Source organism: Corynebacterium sp. 20-84 (genome assembly GCF_053479455.1).
Genome location: NZ_JBRBCB010000002.1, coordinates 123,340 through 138,951 on the forward strand (window position 1 = coordinate 123,340; position 15,612 = coordinate 138,951).

The window sequence follows — 15,612 nt, forward strand, 5'->3', positions numbered from 1 at the left end:
GCATGAACGTATCGCAACGCCTCGCCGAACTCACACGCCCGACCGGCGAGGAAGATCTCCTCGCGGTGTCGTACCCAAAACCCCGGGTCGCCGTCCCGCCGAAACAGGCGGCCGCGGCAGTCGGCGTTGTCCTGCTGCTCGTCGCCGGGTGGTTCGTCCTCCGCGACGACGAGCCTGAAATCGAGGCGCCTCCTGATCTACCTCCTGCGAATGTAGTCGTCTCCGTCGTCGGCGCAGTCGCGGAGCCCGGTCTAGTCACTCTCGACGAAGGATCGCGCGTAGCCGATGCACTTGAGCAGGCTCAACCGCTGCCTGAGGCGGAATTGCTCAGCCTCAATCTCGCCCAGCTCCTCGCCGACGGCCAGCAGATCGTCGTTCCTGCACACGGCGATGCTCCTGCCGCTGAAGAAGCCAGTTCAGGTCTCTCCCTGAACACCGCCTCGGCGCAAGACCTCACCGAATTGCCGGGAGTGGGGGAGGCGACAGCTTCCGCGATCGTCGCACACCGCGAATCCATCGGGTCGTTTACGAGCGTCGAGCAGCTTCTCGATGTCAAGGGCATCGGTCCCGCTAAATTCGAGGCCATCAAAGACCTGGTCAGCCTCTGATGAGTGAACTTCGGCTCGTGCCTCCCGCGCTCGCGGTGTGGGCAGCAGCATTGGCCGTCATCGTCGCCGGGCCGGTGTGGGCATTAGCAATAGTGGCGGTGATTTCGGTTTGCTGCATCCTGCTTCGCGAGCCTGGGCAAGCGATTCTGTGCGGCGGTCTCGGCGCCTGCTCCGCCGCCATCGCGTGGGCGCGGTGCGTGTCCGCCCGCACGAGGCAATTCGGGGAGACCATCATCGGTACCGTCAGCGGGGCGCCGAAACAGCTCGATTCGGGCAATTGGCTGGTGAACGTCAACGTGTCCGGCTACCCAGTGCCGGTTCCCGTCTTCGTGGACGACCTTGAGGACAACCTTCCCGCGGGAACGGCCGTCGAGGTGTCGGGCAGCGTCGGTGAATCCACGCGTCCCGGTATCGGCGCGGTGACCGTGAGCGGTGACGTGGACGTTCTCGGCCCGCCGACCGGATTCGCCGCTTTCGCCGCCCGTGTGCGCGGGACATTCGCGTCCGCGGTTGAAGAGATAGTGGGGGAGCACGTTCGTGGTCTCATCCCCGGGATGGTGCTCGGCGACGTCTCGATGCAAAGTCCCGAGGAAAAGCAGGCCTATATCGACACCGGTCTGAGCCACCTGAGCGCAGTCAGCGGCGCGAACTGCATGTACGTCGCCACTGCGGCGCTGCTCGTGGCAGGGCTGTGCCGGCTCGGGCTGCGCGGACAGACAATCGCGGCGGGAATCGCACTGCTCGTCTACGCGGGACTCGTTGGGCCCGAACCGAGCGTGTTGCGCGCGACGGTTACGGGGTTGGTCGGCTTTATCGCCATCATTTCCTCCACACGCGCAGAGCCGATCCACGTGCTCAGCTTGTCCATCATAGGTCTCGTGCTCGTGGACTCCGATTTGGCGGTCGACTACGCTTTCGCACTTTCTACTGCAGCGACTGCGGGAATCGTGGTGATTTCACCGCTGATCTATCGTGCGCTCGCACCTTTGGGGTGGCCAGACATCCTCGGGAAAGCACTCTCGGTCGCCATTGCCGCGGACCTGGCTACCGCGCCCATCATCGCGGGAATGGCGGGGAGAGTCTCCCTCGTCGCTGTCATCGCCAACGTGCTCGTCAGCCCGGTTGTCGGAGCAGTGACTGTGCTCGGCATGGCCGCAGCGATTCTCGCGCAATTCCACCACCTTCTCGCCGCCCCGCTGCTCTGGGTCATCCAACCACTGGCCGGGTGGATCCGCACGGTGGCCGACACCGGGGCGCGCCTGCCCGCCACCACGATCGAAGCGGAACCACTGCAGGCGATCGTCGTCTACGGGTGGATTCTCGCCGGGTTCATCGCGTCTCGCCCCCGGCTCACGATCGCGGTCGTCGCAGTCGTTGTATTTCTCGGCGCGGGGATGGGGGAGCGGGTGGACGTCGATAAGCGAAAGCCCTTTGTCGTAGAACGCGATACGGATATTGGGACGGTACCGCCTGGGACCACAGTCATCATCGTGCGGGAAGGACATAGGGACCGGCCTACAATCACCCCCGACGGCATTCCCGTGATCTATCCGTACAATGACCAGCATGATCAACCCGGTCCACTTCGTCGTCGGTGAAGACGAATTCCTCGCCGAGCGCGCCACGAAGAGCATTATCGACGAGGTCGGCCCCGCCGCGGAAGTATCCACCCTCCGCGCGGGCGACGTGACGGCATCGGAGCTCGCTCAGGCGACCAGCCCGTCGCTGTTCGCCGAAGAGCGCGTCGTGGTGGTCACCAACACCGAACTGGCCGGCAAGGAACCGACCGAATTGCTGCTGCAGGCCGCCGTCGACCCCGCGCCGGGCATGACGCTGGTGATCGTCCACAGTGGTAAAGGAAGAAACAAGTCGTACGTCGCCAAATTCCGCAAAGCCGCTGACGTGCACGAGGTGAATCCTCCGAACCAGCGCGAACGGCAGAGCTGGGTCACCGCCGAATTCCGGCGGCATGGAGTCCGCCCCACTCCCGACGTGATCGGGGCGCTGCTCGAATCGGTCGGGTCGGACCTGCGCGAGTTGGCCTCCGCGATCGAGCAGCTCGTCGCCGACACTGAGGGCGAAATCACCGTCGCGAGTGTCCGCGCCTACTACACCGGTGTCGCGGAAGTCTCCGGCTTCGATATCGCTGACCAGGCAGTCGCAGGCCGCACCGACCGCGCGCTCGCCAGCACGCGCAGAGCATTGCAGCTCGGCATCAGCCCGGTCGCGATCGCGGCGGCGCTCGCGAACAAAGTCGGCGACATCGCGAAGCTGTACCAGACCCGCGGCAACCCCGAACAGATCGCGCGGACGGTAGGGATGCACCCGTTTGTCGCGAAGAAAACAATGCAGGTCGCGCGCAACTGGTCCGGCCATGCCGTCAGCGAGGCCGTGATCATCGTCGCGGACCTCGATGCCACGGTGAAAGGGCAGGGCGGGGACCCCGAATTCGCCGTCGAGGACGCTGTTCGGCGCATCGCCCAGTTGGCGTGATAGTGTGCCTCACCGTGACTGAGATTCCCGCAGACGTGCAAGAATTCGCCACGCGTCTCTTCGATATGGCGCGCGGCGGCGACACCACCTTGCTGGACTACGTCGACCAAGGCGTCGCCGTGGACATGACCAACCAGGACGGCAACTCTTTCCTCATGCTCGCGTCGTATGCGGGCCACGTCGAGCTCGTGAAAGGCCTCATCGAGCGTGGCGCCGACGTGAACAAGCTCAACGACCGCGGCCAGGCACCGCTCGCCGGCGTCGTGTTCAAAAAAGAAGACGCGCTTATCGACGTCCTCTTGCACGCCGGTGCCGACCCCACTGCCGGAACCCCCGACGCCATCTCGACCGCGAAGATGTTTGAACGCGACGATCTCGTGGAGAAGATGAGCAAGTGAATCTCGCGGACCTCGCGGCGATCGTCCTCGTGAATCTGGCAGGTGCGGCCACGCCAGGTCCGGATATCGTCCTGCTCACGCGCTTTGCCACGCGGTCGCGCCGCCATGCGCTCGCGGCGACGCTCGGCATCTACCTCGGCGCGTTTTTCTGGATCACCATGACTGTCCTGGGCGCGGCCGCGCTGTTGACTGCCTTCCCGTGGCTGCTCGAACTCATCCAGGTCGCCGGCGGCGCCTGGATCATTTTCATGGGTTACACCACGGCCCGACAGGGATTCAAGGACCGGGACAATCCGCCGGCCGATCTCGACGATGCAGCTTCGCGCCTCGGCACCATGCGTGAGAGCTTCTTCAAAGGCTTGACGACGAATCTCTCCAACCCCAAGATCGTCCTTTTCCTCGTCGCGCTCGTCGCACCACTTTTGCCGCCGAGTCCGGGCATGGGGACAGCCGCCATAGTGATCGTCTCGCTCTGGTTCCCCGCGCTTTTGCTGTTCATCGGGTTCAGCCTCCTGGTGTCCACTGAACGCGTGCGCCGGAGGCTATTTCGAGCCGGACCCTACATCGATATGGGAGCCGGCGGGTTCTTCATTCTTGCCGGAACAGTCCTGTTCGTCCGCGGCATCATCGGACTGGGGTCCTAATCTAGGAAGAAACGCACCACGCGGCCGGTGGCATCCGGGAACCACGTGTGCCCGCCGCCCTTGACCGTGTGAAATTCCGTGCGGGCGGCGTCGCCGTTGCGCTTCGAGAAGGACGCGTACACGTCCGGGACGGAGCGGTACGGGGTGCCGTTGCGGGAGCCGCCGTTGTAGTGCACGACGTCGTCGTTATCCGCGTGCATGAGCAGAGTCTTCACCTTGCCCGGCGCACAATTTGTCACCGTCTGTTCGTAATACGCCCCAGCAACACCGGCGACACCGGCCACGAGATCCGGAGCGTGGCAGGCAAGGGCGAGTGCCATGCCGCCGCCATTGGACAGCCCCGCTGCATACACGCGCTTCTTGTCGATCTTGTGCATAGACCCGAGGTTCCCGATCACCGCGCGAATAAAGCGGATATCGGACTTCATCGACGTTTTCGCGTACGGTGCGCCACCCCACGAATTATTCATTCCCTGCGGGTACACGACAATGGCACGACCAGCCGCAGCGTGCTCCAGCCGCTGGTACGAACGCGTGCGGCCAGCGGTGTGATGCACTCCGCCGAAACCAATGATGACGGGGTACGCCTGGAACGGGTTATACCCGCGCGGCAGGACCACCGTGTACGGGCGGACCATGCCGTCGACGCTGACGAAACGGAAACCAATGCCGGACTCGACCAGCGACGTCGCCATGCCAGAGGCCTGGCTCGAACCGCTCGAGTAGGAAGAGATCGAAGAAGTCTGTGCTTGCGCCGGTGCGGCGAACAAGAGTGCGGCAGCAAAAGCAGCGCACACACCGCGGCGGAGATTTTTCATGAGGGGGATATTACGGCGGAGAACTTAACATGTCACTTCGGTTCCCGGAACGAAAAAATCCGCCCACCGAAACGGTGAGCGGAGGACTGGATTCTAGCCGAGCTTGTTCAGGGCGCGAGCCATGTTGGACTTCTTGTTGGCCGCGCTGTTGCGGTGGAAGACACCCTTGGTGACTGCCTTGTCCAGCTTGCGGGATGCGACGCGCAGCTGCTCCTCAGCTGCGGTCTTGTCGCCGCCCTCGACGATCTCGTTGAACTTGCGGATCTCGGTGCGAACTGCGGAGCGGATGCCCTTGTTGCGGACGCGGCGCTTCTCGTTGGTCAGGACGCGCTTCTTCTGCTGCTTGATATTAGCCATGATGTACCTCTTGAAAGTCTTCAGATGTGAAATGAACGTGCATTCGGAACGTGCAGCGCCACAGCTTGTGAGCGACCGCGAACCCAAGGTCCTGTCCGCGGTGTGCGGCGCGCCGAATAACGTTTAAACCCTAGCAATCAATGGGGGCTGGCCCAAAATCGCCTTACACCCAGTCGAAGTGCTTGCGCAGATGGTCGGCAATGTGCTCGAAGAGGCGGGCAGGAAAAAGCGCGCCGCGGCGTCGCAGATCTGTCTCTGCGACAAAGAGAGTCTTGTCCATGCGGACCCAGCAGGGTTCGCCGGTGGGTTTCCACGCGCCGGAGCCGATGGCAACCCAGTTCTTTTCGTCCGCGTGATTTTCATTAGCTGAGATGAGCAGCCCCAACACCTCATGCCGGTCGCGGCCCACGATGAGCATTGCCCGCTCCTTCAAAGGGGTGCTGGGCACGTTGAACCACACCACTTCGCCGGGTTCGGCTTGGCCGTCCATGTCGGGGGCGTAGAAAATATTGCGAGAAATTTCTTTGGTGGGAATCACGCGGGCACGAGCGGCGCGACGGCGCTCACTGGTGGGGGAATTGCCCATGCGCTCGTTGAGGATCTGCAGCCCTTGATCCAGCGCGGTCGGCTTGTGCCGCAGGAATCTCATGGTCCTGAGCTTACGCGACGTCGATAAGCGAATTAAAGCTCGAGGCGCTGAATGCTTGCCCGCAAATCTGTGAGCGCTTTGGGCTGATCCGTGTTGCGCGCAAAACGTGTTTGGGCGAGCGCGTGCTGGGTCAGCGACCGCCAGTGGTCGGCGCTCAACGGCAAATTATTCGCCTGGCAGTAGTTATAGAGGCCGATGCACTGATCGAGAACGTCATTTTCCTCGGCAGTCATGGCGAGCCGGTCGACGATGAAGACCGGCAGGGCCGTCGCGGGATCCCCGCCGAATTTCTGGACCAACCGCTGCTGGGGCGGAAGCTGCCGTTTCTGCGCGGAACTGTAGATCGCTTGCTGGCCGAGCGCGACGAGCGCGAAAATGACCGATGCCGCACCGAAACCGATGCCCGTGGCGATGACTCCCGGGCCGGACATGGCTATGCCGATCGGCGTCACAATCAGTGCGAGAACGAAGCAGACCCCGGCCAGCAGGAACCGGCTGGTGGCCATGATCGATCTTTTCCGCGTCGGGGCCGCTGGCGCTGAAGGTTCGATGAAGCGCATGAACTCGTCGTAGGTGCGGAAGGTGTGCGCATTCGTGCCGTTCAGCAGCTGAGACAGACTCTGGGGTAGCACGAAGCGACTGTAATCCTTCGGGAATAATTCCGCCGTTGCATTCCATTCGCGGCGCATCGGCTGCGCGCCGAGCCAAGGGTTGTTGTCAGTCACACGGATCTCCTTTCTGCTCGCATACTTTAGCGCGTAATGGCGATTGCCCTTCGTTCTTCAGCGCACGGTATGGTGACCTTAGTTTTGAGGAGGGATGGCGATGGCACACAAGAATTTCGCGTTGACGACGTTCACGGATCCGGCGCAGATCCGCAATTTCTGCATCATCGCGCACATCGATCACGGCAAGTCCACCCTCGCGGACCGAATCCTGCAGCTGTCCAACGTTGTGGAGGCGCGCGAGATGCGCGACCAGTACCTGGACAACATGGATATCGAGCGCGAGCGCGGCATCACGATCAAGGCGCAGAATGTGCGCCTGCCGTGGACCACGAAGGACGGGCAGCAGACGATCCTGCAGATGATCGACACGCCCGGCCACGTGGACTTCTCGTACGAGGTGTCGCGTTCGCTCGACGCGTGCGAGGGTGCGATTTTGCTTGTCGACGCTGCGCAGGGCATCGAAGCCCAGACCCTCGCCAACCTCTACATGGCGATGGAAAATGACCTCGAGATCATCCCGGTGCTGAACAAGATCGACCTGCCCGCTGCCGATCCAGAGAAATACGCCGCAGAGATCGCCCACATCATCGGCTGCGAGCCAGAAGACGTCCTGCGTGTCTCCGGAAAAACAGGCGAGGGAGTTCCGGAACTGCTCGACAAGGTCGTCGAGCTTGTCCCGCCGCCGACGCCTCTCGCCGCAGAAGGCGTCGATGCTCCCGCGCGCGCTCTGGTCTTCGACTCCGTCTACGACACCTTCCGCGGTGTGGTCACCTACATCCGCATGATCGACGGAAAGCTCGAATCCGGCCAGAAGGTGACCATGATGAACACCGGCGTCACCCACGACATCCTCGAAATCGGCATTGTCTCCCCGACGATGCAGAAGGCAAAAGGTCTCGGCCCCGGCGAGGTCGGCTACCTCATCACCGGCGTGAAAGATGTCCGCGAGACCCGTGTCGGCGACACCGTCACCTGGGCAAATAAAGGTGCCGATGAGCCACTCGAAGGCTTCGAGGACGTCAAGCCGATGGTCTACTCGGGCCTGTTTCCTGTCTCCCAGGAGGACTTCCCGACGTTGCGCGAGAGCTTGGAAAAGCTTCAGCTTAACGACGCCTCGCTCACCTGGGAGCCCGAGACCTCCGTCGCCCTCGGCTTCGGTTTCCGCTGCGGCTTCTTGGGCCTGCTCCACATGGAGATCACCCGCGACCGCCTGGAACGCGAATTCGACCTCGATCTGATTTCCACCGCGCCGTCCGTCACCTATCGTGTCGTCGCTGAAGACGGAACTGAGTCCTTGGTGCACAACCCGTCCGACTGGCCCGGCGGAAAGCTCCAGGAGGTCTTCGAGCCGATCGTCAACATGACGCTCATCGTTCCGCAGGAATTCGTCGGCACAACGATGGAGCTGTGCCAGTCCAAGCGCGGCCAGATGAAGAATATGGAGTACCTCTCTGAGGAGCGCGTCGAGCTGCGCTACATCATGCCGCTCGGTGAGATCATCTTCGACTTCTTCGACATGCTCAAATCCCGCACCAAGGGGTACGCCTCCCTCAACTACGAAGAAGCCGGCGAGCAGCCAGCCGACCTGGTCAAGGTCGACATTCTCCTGCAGGGAGAGCCCGTCGACGCATTCTCGGCCATCGTCCACCGCGATTCCGCCCAGTGGTACGGCAACAAGATGACCAAGAAGCTCAAAGAGCTCATTCCGCGCCAGCAGTTCGAGGTTCCCGTCCAGGCGGCGATCGGCTCCAAGATCATCGCCCGCGAGAATATCCGCGCCCTGCGCAAGGACGTCCTGTCCAAGTGCTACGGCGGCGATATCTCCCGTAAGCGCAAGCTGCTGGAGAAGCAGAAGGCCGGTAAGAAGCGCATGAAGTCCATCGGCTCCGTCACGGTCCCGCAGGAGGCATTCGTCGCGGCGCTGTCCACCGACGAGGAATAATGATCCGGGTCTTCGCGGCGCTGTTCCCATCCGACGAGGCGAAAGAACACCTTGTCACGGCGCTGCGCCCGATCCGCGATTTCTCCCGCCAGGAGATGCGCTGGACCGACCCAGATAATTGGCACCTCACCCTCGCCTTCTACGGCGACCAGCCCAACGATGCCTCTGCGATCCGTGCGCACCTCGCACAGATAGTTGCGTTCCACCCGCCGCTGAACCTGCACCTCGCCGGCGCCGGCGCATTCGAGAACCGCACCCTATGGACCGGCGTCGGCGGCGACACCGACAACCTCAAAACCCTGATGGCGGAAAGCGCCGACCCAATCCAAGACGTCCGCCCCCGCCAGCGCGCCCACCTCACCATCGGCCGCACCGGCCGTGCCGTCCCCGATATCGTCCGCGCCTTGTCCGTCTACCGCGGCCCCGACTTCACCGCCGACGAGATCTGCCTCGTTGAATCCCACCTTGGGCAGGGCCGCAGCGGCGGCTCCCGCTACGAGATCATCGAAAAGTTCTCACTGCGATAGTGCGCAAGTTTTTCAGGTATACCTTGAAAACTTTCCACTCTTGCAAGTTTTTCAGGTATACCTGAAAAATATGAGAGCTTTTCCGCGAGACAACTATCTCGACTTCCTGCGTCGCGTCACCGACCGCGATCTCGTGCGGATTATTACCGGGGTGCGCCGATGCGGAAAGAGCACCCTGCTCGAGCTCTACCGTGAAGATCTCGTTCGCGGGGGAGTGGACCCCCAACAAATTCTCACCATCAATTTCGAAGATGCCGCAAACGACAAACTGCGCGATCCAGAGAATTTCCTGGGGTATGTGCTCGAGCAGCACGAGTCGAAGGGGGTGCAGTATCTCCACGTCGACGAAGTTCAAGAATTGGACGATTGGTCACGAGTGATCAATTCCCTGCGCGTGAATCCCGGCATGGAAATCTGCGTCACCGGGTCGAATGCCACCATGTTTTCGGGAGAGTCACTGACTTATCTCGCCGGCCGCTATATCGAGCTCCACATGCTGCCGCTCTCCCTCGCGGAGTTCCGCAGGTTCAGGAAAGACAGTGAGAGCATCGAAAAGTCCTACCGAGAATGGATGCGCATCGGCGGTTTTCCGGCGGCAGTTCTCGCTTGGGATCCGGACATCACGGATCAGATCAACTCGGGTCTTTTCGACTCGATTTTCACCCGTGACATCGCTACCCGTGGCCAAATCCGTGACACTGAAGTCTTCCTTCGCGTCGCGCGTTTCATATTCGACAACACAGGCTCGCCGCTTTCGACGAACCGGATTAGCAACCACTTGAAGAGCCAGGGCTATTCTTCTTCGCCCGAATCAGTCGACCGCTACCTCGCATTGATGGAGGATGCCCACCTCATCTACCGCTGCCCCCGGTTCGACACGCAGGGAAAACAATGGTTGAAGACAAACGGAAAATACTATTTCGTCGACCCGGGGCTGCGCACCGCTTTGCTCGGTTCGAGGGATGTCGACAGGGGCCACGATCTGGAAAACATGGTCTATCTCGAGCTGCGCAGACGTCGCTACAAAGTCGCGACAGGACATCTGCGAAACGCGGAAATCGACTTCGTGGCCACGCGTGGAAATGACACCAAAAATATCCAGGTCGCACTCTCAGCCGAAGACCCGTCCACCCTCGAGCGTGAATTGCGTCCCTTGAACGGAAACGGCTATCTCATCACCGCTGACCGTATTCCACCGAACACGGGCAACGTCAGGTGGATTGACGCATTTGAATTTCTGGATGGAAAAGCTCTGGATTAATCCCGCCTATACTCAAAGCGTGTTTTCCACGATCATCCCTCCGAAAGCGTCCACTAAAACTCACGAGCTCGACGTCCCGTGGGATAGATCGAAGCCGGAACTCGGCACCTTCACCCTGTTCGCCCGGGAACTCTACACAGACGAAACGCTTCCGCCGCTCCTTTTTCTTCAGGGCGGGCCGGGCAACCCCGCCCCGCGTGTGATGCAGGGGTGGATTCCGGAGGCGTTGAAGCACTACCGGGTCTTTCTTCTCGACGAACGCGGTACCGGCCGCTCCGGCAAGATCGACAAGGGAACCCCGCACCTCATCCGCCCGGAGATCCTGTCCAAACTGCGCTGCCCGGACGTGGTCGCAGATGCAGAAGACCTGCGCCGGCACCTCGGATTTGAAACGTGGGACGTCTTCGGAAACTCTTTCGGCGCCCTCTGTGTGGGCGCCTATTTGTCCTTTGCACCGGAAGGACTTGGAAGGGCATTTCTCACCGGCGCTTTACCCCACATCGGCTGGACCTCGGACGAGTACAACGAGATCACGCTGGAGCTCGTCGATAAGCGCTGCCAAAGCTTCTACGATGCCGTTCCTTATGCCGAAGAGAACGTCCGAAAAGTGTGCGCGCACCTGCAAGAAACAGACGAATTCTTGCCTACTGGAGAAAGGCTCTCTGCCAACCGTTTCCGCTTCATCGGGGTGGCATTAGGCGCAGAATTCGGCTTCAGCATGCTGGCCAACCTGCTCGAATCGCCTTTCTACGAGCACGAAAAGCGACTGCGGAAGGACTTTCTCGCCCAGGTCAGCAGTTTCATCAGCACGGAGGTGAACCCGCTGTGGCCGGTCGTCCACCAGACCCTCATCGGTTCTTCGGATGCGGTAGGGCAATCGCGCCTCGCAGCAGACCCAACCGCGGTTGAGCCCTACTATTTGCTCGGCAACCATTTCTTCGCGCACCATTTCGAGGAAGATCCCGCGCTAACACCGTTTAGAGCCGTGGTCGAGGAGATGGAGACATACGACTGGCCCCCGCTTTTCGACGAAGCCCAGCTCGCCCAAAACGAGGTCCCCGCCACCGTCGCTCTCTTCGAAAGAGACATGTTCGTTCCGATCGACCTGGCACAACAGGCAGCCTCCGCGATCGGCAATCTCACCGTCTGGACCCACCCCGAGTGGGACCACGATGCAATCTATAACCACGGAAAAGATTTATTCCGCGCAGTCTTCGAGGCTTAGCTGGGAATAATCCGGGTATGACGGCTGTGCGCCGGGGCGCGTCACGGAGAACGCACCAACGCGCGCAGCGAACGTCGCCGCCTCGATGAGCGAGTCTCCTGCGAGCAATCGGTGGCACAGCGCGCCGGTGAACGCGTCGCCCGCGCCGACAGAATCGACCGAGGTCACGGAAGGAGAAGCGACCCGAACGATTCCAGTGCTGCCCCCGACCAGCGCCCCGTCCGCGCCCAACGTGACCACGACAGAAGGAAATTCGCGCAACAGCTCTTTCGCGCAGGCTTCAGGTGAAGACTTCTTCCCGAGCACCAGCTGCGCTTCGTGCTCGTTCACGATCAACGGATCAGCGCGCCTCAACGCATTCCGGTCCACATCGATCACCGGCGCCAGATTCACCACGACGCGTCCTTTAGCCAGCTCGACCGCACGCGCAAAGCCGTCTGCAGGAATCTCGCCCTGCAACAAGACGAGGTCCGCGCCCGCAACCAACGCAGCATGCTTATCGACGACACCTGCCCCCACATCCCCGTTCGCCCCCGGCACCACCATGACGGTATTTTCACCGTCCGCCGCCACCGTGATGATCGCCAGACCAGTCGGCTTCGGGGAAATCTCGACGGCATTGAGGTCCACGCCGGCGTCGATAAGCAAATTGGTCGCGTCTTTCGCATGCGCATCTTCGCCGACTGCTCCCACGAGGAAAACCTCGGATCCGAGGCGCGCCGCCGCGACTGCCTGGTTCGCGCCCTTGCCTCCGGGCGTTATCCTGCCGCCTGTGCCCAACAGGGTTTCGCCGGGGAGAGGATGCCTCTCCACATTGATGGTCAGGTCTGCGTTGATGGAGCCGACAACGACGATGCTCATGTCTTCAGCCTACGGAATCGCGGACAGAAGGGACTGCGTGTACTCGTGCTGCGGGTTCGCCCAGACCTCTTCGGTGGGGCCCGTCTCGACGATCTTGCCGCGGTACAGCACCGCGATCGTCGGGCAGACTTGCCTCACCACAGACAGGTCGTGTGAGACGAAGATGAGTGTGACGTTGTCGTGCACGACCAAGTCGTCGATAAGCTCGAGCACCTGCGCACGCACCGACACATCGAGCGCGCTCACCGGCTCGTCCGCGATGAGGATCTCCGGGTGCGGGGCCGCCGCACGCGCGATCGAAATCCTTTGCCGCTGCCCGCCCGAAAACTGGTGTGGGAACCTGGGGCCCATCCCTTCCAGACCGACCTGGGAAAGAACGTCTTCTGCCCGCGCCTCGTCCGCGCCTGCCTCCCTGATGGAATCACGTACTTTCCGCCGCGGGTTGAGCGAAGAATACGGATCCTGGAAGACCATCTGCAGGCCACCGTCGACGCGCACCGATCCGGAATCCGGCTCGTTCAGCCCGGAAATGACGCGCAACAGCGACGTCTTTCCCGATCCCGAGCCGCCGACAATGCCGATCCGCTCGCCTTTGTGCACCGTCAGATTCACGTTGTCCAGCGCCAACGTGTTTCCGCGACGCCACGTGACATCCTTCAGTTCGATGACTGGATCGCCCGTCGCGCGCATCTTTGCCGGTGCACCCGGCTTCGATGCCTTTACCAACTGAGCGGTGTAATCGACCTGGGGATCGTCGAGATCCGCGTCAGCGTCCACGATCTGTCCGCCCTTGAGCACGATCACGCGGTCGGTCATCTTCCGAATCACGGCGAGGTCATGCGTGATGAACAGCAGCGCCATCCCGCGTTCCCGGACAAGGGAGTCGAGCAGATCCAGAATCTGCTGTTGCACCTCCACGTCCAGGGCGGTCGTCGGCTCGTCGCAGATGAGCAGATCAGGATCGCCCGCGATGGCCAACGCGATCAACACCCGCTGCCTCTGCCCGCCAGACAGTTCGTGCGGGTAACTCGCAGTGCGCTCCACGCCCACCTCCCGCAGGAGCTCCCGCGCCTTCTCCAACGAGCAGGCCTCCGCGACTTGGTGCTCCACCGTCATCAGCGGGTCCAGCGCTGTCATCGGTTCTTGGAAGATCATCGACACTTTCTTCCCGCGCAGCTTTCTTTTCACGCGTGGCAAAGACTTGATCATGTCGGTGCCATCGAGAGTGACGGTTCCACGGGGAGTGAGCCTTTCATCGAGAAGCCCCATGATGGTCAGCGCGGTCATGGATTTGCCGGAACCGGATTCCCCAATCAGCCCCAGCCTCTCGCCACGAGAAATATCGAAAGAGATGCCCTCCAGGATCCCGTCGATCGTCAGATCCTCAATGTGAACCAGGGTCATCGTGACCTCCTATCAGCCACAGCATCTCCCAGCAGGTTGAAGCCCAAAACAGTCGCAGCGATCGCCAGGCCCGGCCACAGCGCCAGGTGCGGGTCAGTCGACAGATACGCCTGCGACGACTGCAGCATCCTGCCCCACGACGCATAGGGCGCAGGAGTGCCGAGCCCGAGGAAAGACAGCCCCGCCTCCGCCAGGATTGCCAGAGCCAGTGCCACCGACACCTGCACTGCCAAGGTCGAGGTGATATTCGGCAGCACATGCCGCCACGCAATCAAGAACCCGGGCACTTTAGAGATCCGCGCCGAGAGCACATAGTCCTGCGCCATCACCTGCAAAGCTCCAACGCGCGACACCCGCGCAAAACCCGGAATCCCGGCGATGCCGATCGCCAGCACCACGATCCACATCGAGCCGCCGAACACCGCAGTGAACACGATCGCCAACAAGAGCGCCGGAAACGCCAGCAGCAGATCGTTCGTCCGCATGATGAGCCCGTCCGTCCAGCCGCGCTTCATGCCGGCAATGACTCCGAGCGGAACACCGATGAGCGCGGACAGCAGCACCGACGCAACAGCCACAGTCAACGTCGTGCGCGCGCCGTCCATGACGCGGCTGAGCACGTCGCGCCCGTACTGATCCGTGCCCATCAGGTGAGTGAGCGACGAACCCTGCAGGCTCTCGCCCGGCACCGCATGCACCGGATCGAAAGGCGTCCACACCATCGCCACCACTGCGAATAAGACCGCGATCCCCACAAGCACCAGGCCGATGATCTTCCTCATGCCTGCCTCCTCAAACGTGGGTCGATGAAGCGGTACAGCACATCGACAATCAGCGTCACCGCGAGCGTGAACACCACCAGCAGCATCATCAAGGTCTGTACCGTGGTCAGATCGCGGGTCGCCACCGCATCCAGCAGCATCGAGCCGATTCCCGGCAGCGCAAACACCTTCTCGATCACCACCGCGCCCACGATCAGCGTGGTGAATTGCAAACCTGTCACAGTCAGAACAGGGAGGAATGCATTCCTGAGCGCGTGCCGGTACAGGGCCTGCCTCGTCGATAAGCCCACTGCCCTCGCTGTGCGCACGTAGTCCTTGTCCAGTTCTTCGTTGACGGCGCTGCGCACATACCGCGTCAAAATGGCGGCCTGCACCAAACTCAGCGCGATCACCGGCAACACCAGGTGCGCCAAGAAATCCCAGAATCCCGCATTCGGCGGCACCCAACCATTGGCGGGCAACCAGCCTAACCACACGGAAAAGACCGCCACCGTCAAAATGCCGACCAAGAAACTCGGAACTGCGATCCCCACCTGCGTCAGCGCAGAGACGATCGCCGTGTCCCATTTTCCGCGGCGCCGGACCAGATACGTTCCCAAAGGAACCGCGATCGCCATCGACAAGATCATTGCGCTCACCGTCAGGATCAGGGAGACCTGCATCCTGTCGAGCACCAGGGGAGTGATGTCCTGCTTGCTCGTCAACGAGGTGCCGAAATTGCCAGTCACCATGCCGCCGATCCAATTGAAATACTGCTGGACCAGAGGTTTATCCGTGCCCAATTGGCTCGCGAGCTTCGCCACATCCTCGTCGGAGGCGGTCACACCGAGCGCGATCCGCGCCGGGTCGCCGGGGACAGCCCTCAGCAAGAGAAAGATGATCACGCTCGCCGCGAAGAGCATCGAGAAGAACCGC

At 61.8% G+C, this 15,612-nt stretch carries 17 protein-coding genes; 9 read left to right on the forward strand and 8 right to left on the reverse strand.

Annotated features, from left to right (window positions below):
• Positions 1 to 2: 2 nt before the first annotated feature.
• The 5 genes from ACUY2Y_RS02045 (at position 3) to ACUY2Y_RS02065 (ending at position 4,143) form a co-directional block, all read left to right on the forward strand.
• Positions 3 to 608, forward strand: coding sequence for a ComEA family DNA-binding protein (locus ACUY2Y_RS02045; protein WP_448324598.1), 606 nt, complete (start codon positions 3 to 5; stop codon positions 606 to 608).
• A gap of 17 nt (positions 609 to 625) precedes the next feature.
• Complete coding sequence (locus tag ACUY2Y_RS02050; protein ID WP_448324599.1) at positions 626 to 2,206, forward strand: ComEC/Rec2 family competence protein; 1,581 nt, start codon at positions 626 to 628, stop codon at positions 2,204 to 2,206.
• Positions 2,166 to 3,101 (forward strand): DNA polymerase III subunit delta, encoded by a 936-nt coding sequence (holA, locus tag ACUY2Y_RS02055; RefSeq protein ID WP_296144040.1) that lies wholly within the window; start codon positions 2,166 to 2,168, stop codon positions 3,099 to 3,101. Before ACUY2Y_RS02050 ends, holA begins: the two co-directional genes overlap by 41 nt.
• Before the next feature lie 65 nt (positions 3,102 to 3,166).
• Complete coding sequence (locus ACUY2Y_RS02060) at positions 3,167 to 3,499, forward strand: ankyrin repeat domain-containing protein (protein ID WP_448324705.1); 333 nt, start codon at positions 3,167 to 3,169, stop codon at positions 3,497 to 3,499.
• The gene (locus ACUY2Y_RS02065; protein ID WP_448324600.1) at positions 3,496 to 4,143 is read left to right on the forward strand and encodes a LysE family translocator; all 648 of its coding nucleotides are present in this window, start codon (positions 3,496 to 3,498) and stop codon (positions 4,141 to 4,143) included. Before ACUY2Y_RS02060 ends, ACUY2Y_RS02065 begins: the two co-directional genes overlap by 4 nt.
• On the opposite strand, the gene ACUY2Y_RS02070 is transcribed toward ACUY2Y_RS02065, so the two are convergent.
• The 4 genes from ACUY2Y_RS02070 to ACUY2Y_RS02085 all read right to left on the reverse strand — a co-directional run bounded on the left by ACUY2Y_RS02070 (position 4,140) and on the right by ACUY2Y_RS02085 (position 6,692).
• Complete coding sequence (locus ACUY2Y_RS02070; protein ID WP_448324601.1) at positions 4,140 to 4,961, reverse strand: alpha/beta hydrolase family esterase; 822 nt, start codon at positions 4,959 to 4,961, stop codon at positions 4,140 to 4,142. The two genes, ACUY2Y_RS02065 and ACUY2Y_RS02070, sit on opposite strands and share 4 nt — an antisense overlap.
• Positions 4,962 to 5,054: 93 nt before the next feature.
• The gene (gene rpsT / locus ACUY2Y_RS02075; protein ID WP_259900745.1) at positions 5,055 to 5,318 is read right to left on the reverse strand and encodes a 30S ribosomal protein S20; all 264 of its coding nucleotides are present in this window, start codon (positions 5,316 to 5,318) and stop codon (positions 5,055 to 5,057) included.
• Positions 5,319 to 5,481: 163 nt separating this feature from the next.
• A complete protein-coding gene (locus ACUY2Y_RS02080) occupies positions 5,482 to 5,967 on the reverse strand; it encodes a type II toxin-antitoxin system PemK/MazF family toxin (protein WP_210572494.1) in 486 nt (161 codons plus the stop codon).
• Positions 5,968 to 5,999: 32 nt separating this feature from the next.
• The gene (locus ACUY2Y_RS02085; RefSeq protein ID WP_448324602.1) at positions 6,000 to 6,692 is read right to left on the reverse strand and encodes a hypothetical protein; all 693 of its coding nucleotides are present in this window, start codon (positions 6,690 to 6,692) and stop codon (positions 6,000 to 6,002) included.
• A 94-nt stretch (positions 6,693 to 6,786) separates the two neighbouring features.
• On the opposite strand from ACUY2Y_RS02085, the gene lepA reads away from it, so the two are divergent.
• From lepA to ACUY2Y_RS02105, 4 genes are all read left to right on the forward strand, one after another.
• Positions 6,787 to 8,637: a translation elongation factor 4 gene (gene lepA, locus ACUY2Y_RS02090; protein WP_210572498.1), complete on the forward strand. Its 1,851-nt coding sequence runs from the start codon at positions 6,787 to 6,789 to the stop codon at positions 8,635 to 8,637.
• Entirely contained in the window at positions 8,637 to 9,164 is a 528-nt protein-coding gene (gene thpR, locus ACUY2Y_RS02095; protein ID WP_448324603.1) for an RNA 2',3'-cyclic phosphodiesterase, read from the forward strand. The genes lepA and thpR overlap by 1 nt, the downstream gene beginning before the upstream one ends.
• A gap of 70 nt (positions 9,165 to 9,234) precedes the next feature.
• Positions 9,235 to 10,425 (forward strand): ATP-binding protein, encoded by a 1,191-nt coding sequence (locus ACUY2Y_RS02100; protein WP_448324604.1) that lies wholly within the window; start codon positions 9,235 to 9,237, stop codon positions 10,423 to 10,425.
• 19 nt (positions 10,426 to 10,444) lie between these two features.
• A complete protein-coding gene (locus ACUY2Y_RS02105) occupies positions 10,445 to 11,650 on the forward strand; it encodes an alpha/beta fold hydrolase (RefSeq protein WP_448324605.1) in 1,206 nt (401 codons plus the stop codon).
• Here the strand turns inward: ACUY2Y_RS02105 and ACUY2Y_RS02110 are convergent.
• From ACUY2Y_RS02110 to ACUY2Y_RS02125, 4 genes are read right to left on the reverse strand one after another with little or no spacing between them, the layout of a single operon-like run.
• Entirely contained in the window at positions 11,624 to 12,511 is an 888-nt protein-coding gene (locus tag ACUY2Y_RS02110; RefSeq protein WP_448324606.1) for a ribokinase, read from the reverse strand. The genes ACUY2Y_RS02105 and ACUY2Y_RS02110 overlap by 27 nt on opposite strands.
• Positions 12,512 to 12,520: 9 nt before the next feature.
• Positions 12,521 to 13,915 (reverse strand): ATP-binding cassette domain-containing protein, encoded by a 1,395-nt coding sequence (locus tag ACUY2Y_RS02115; protein WP_448324607.1) that lies wholly within the window; start codon positions 13,913 to 13,915, stop codon positions 12,521 to 12,523.
• A complete protein-coding gene (locus ACUY2Y_RS02120) occupies positions 13,912 to 14,697 on the reverse strand; it encodes an ABC transporter permease (RefSeq protein ID WP_448324608.1) in 786 nt (261 codons plus the stop codon). The genes ACUY2Y_RS02115 and ACUY2Y_RS02120 overlap by 4 nt, the downstream gene beginning before the upstream one ends.
• Entirely contained in the window at positions 14,694 to 15,599 is a 906-nt protein-coding gene (locus tag ACUY2Y_RS02125; RefSeq protein ID WP_448324706.1) for an ABC transporter permease, read from the reverse strand. The genes ACUY2Y_RS02120 and ACUY2Y_RS02125 overlap by 4 nt, the downstream gene beginning before the upstream one ends.
• Positions 15,600 to 15,612 lie beyond the last annotated feature (13 nt).